Origin of the sequence: Thiohalocapsa sp. (genome assembly GCF_019695415.1) — a bacterium.
GTDB lineage: Bacteria > Pseudomonadota > Gammaproteobacteria > Chromatiales > Chromatiaceae > Thiohalocapsa.
Window position 1 is genome coordinate 1 of record NZ_JAIFKJ010000483.1, and the last position, 1,906, is coordinate 1,906.

A 1,906-nucleotide genomic window follows, 5' to 3' on the forward strand; every position below is an offset into this window, starting at 1 on the left:
CGTATGTGCGCAGTTGTCTCTCCGTTGCGCCCGCGATTTGCTGTCTCTCCCTCGATCAGGTGAACAGCATCCTTGCCGGTGCCGACCAGCAGCGTCGGCGCCATCGCGTCGCGGATGGTGCCTGCATTCAGCTTTGCCAGTACCTCATCCATCTTTTCCGCATCGGGACGCGCCGCAGCCGCTGCGTCCTGCGCCTTGCGCAGTTTGGCAGCGGCCACCATTTGCATCGCCTTCGTGATCTTCTGCGTCGCCTTGACGCTGGAGATCCGATTGCGCATGTCCTTAAGGCTGGGCATGGGCTCTCCCGATCCTCGGTTGGCGCATCAGGCGATGGGTTACGCCGCGAAGTGCTGGGCGAACTTGTCGATCGCGCTTTTCAGCTTGTTCTCCAGCTCGTCGGACAGTTTGCCCTCGCTGCGGATCTGGTCGAGCAAGTCGCTGTGCTCGCTGTGCATGTAGCGCAGCAAGTCTTCTTCAAAGCGCCCCACGGCCGAGACCGGCAGCGGGTCGAGATAGCCGCGTGTGCCGGCATAGATCACCACGACCTGCTCTTCCACCTGGAGCGGCGAGAACTGCGGCTGCTTGAGAAGCTCCGTCAGCCGCGCCCCGCGCGCCAGCAGGCGCTGCGTCGCCGCGTCGAGGTCGGAGCCGAACTGCGCGAAGGCCGCCATCTCGCGGTACTGCGCCAGCTCGCCCTTGATCGCGCCGGCGACCTGCTTCATCGCCTTGATCCGCGCCAAAGACCCCACGCGCGAAACCGAAGGGCCGACGTGCACCGCCGGGCGGATGCCCTGGTAGAAGAGGTCCGTCTCAAGGAAGATCTGGCCATCGGTAATCGAAATCACATTCGTCGGAATATATGCCGACACGTCGTTAGCTTGCGTCTCGACGATCGGAAGCGCGGTCTGCGAGCCGGCGCCGTGATCGTCGTTCAGCTTCGCCGCGCGCTCCAGCAGGCGGCTGTGCAGATAGAACACGTCGCCCGGATACGCCTCGCGGCCCGGCGGACGGCGCAGCAGCAGCGACATCTGGCGGTAGGCGATGGCCTGCTTCGACAGGTCGTCGTAGACGATCAGCGCGTGCATCCCGTTGTCGCGGAAATACTCGGCCATCGCGCAGCCGGCATAGGGCGCGAGGTACTGCATCGGCGCAGGCTCGGAGGCCGTGGCTGCGATCACGATGGAGTATTCGAGCGCGCCGCGCTCTTCCAGGTTCTTCACGAACTGCGCCACCGTGGAGCGCTTCTGGCCGACCGCGACGTAGACGCAGTAGAGCTTCTTGCTCTCGTCGTCGGTCTGGTTGATCTGCCGCTGGTTCAGGATCGCATCGAGCGCGATCGCGGTCTTGCCGGTCTGGCGGTCGCCGATGATCAGTTCGCGCTGGCCGCGGCCGATCGGGATCAGCGCGTCGATCGCCTTGATGCCGGTCTGCATCGGCTCGTGCACCGACTTGCGCGGGATGATGCCCGGCGCCTTGACGTCGGCGCGGCGATATTCGGTGGCCTCGATCGGGCCCTTGCCGTCGATCGGGGTGCCCAGCGCGTCGACCACGCGGCCCAGCAGCCCCTTGCCCACCGGCACTTCCACGATGTCGCCGGTGCGCTTGACGGTGTCGCCTTCCTTGATGTCGCGGTCCTCGCCGAAGACCACACTGCCGACGTTGTCAACTTCAAGGTTCAGCGCCATGCCGCGCACGCCGTTCTCGAACTCGACCATCTCGCCCGCCTGGACGTTATCGAGACCATAGACGCGCGCGATGCCGTCGCCGACGGAAAGCACCTGGCCGATCTCCGCGACCTCGGCTTCCTGACCGAAGTTTTTGATCTGTTCCTTGAGAATCGAGGAAATTTCCGAGGCCCGGATTTCCATCAGCCTACCTCTTTCATGACGTGTCTGAGACGGTTGAG

Annotated in this window: 2 protein-coding genes; both read right to left on the reverse strand. The window is 64.4% G+C overall.

The genetic code is table 11. The features are described from left to right. Positions 1 to 296 (reverse strand): F0F1 ATP synthase subunit gamma (locus I6U14_RS13505; protein ID WP_296900043.1); only part of this gene is annotated, 296 nt, incomplete at its 3' end. A gap of 39 nt (positions 297 to 335) precedes the next feature. Then, entirely contained in the window at positions 336 to 1,871 is a 1,536-nt protein-coding gene (atpA, locus tag I6U14_RS13510) for a F0F1 ATP synthase subunit alpha (RefSeq protein WP_367115670.1), read from the reverse strand. Between the last annotated feature and the right edge of the window lie 35 nt (positions 1,872 to 1,906).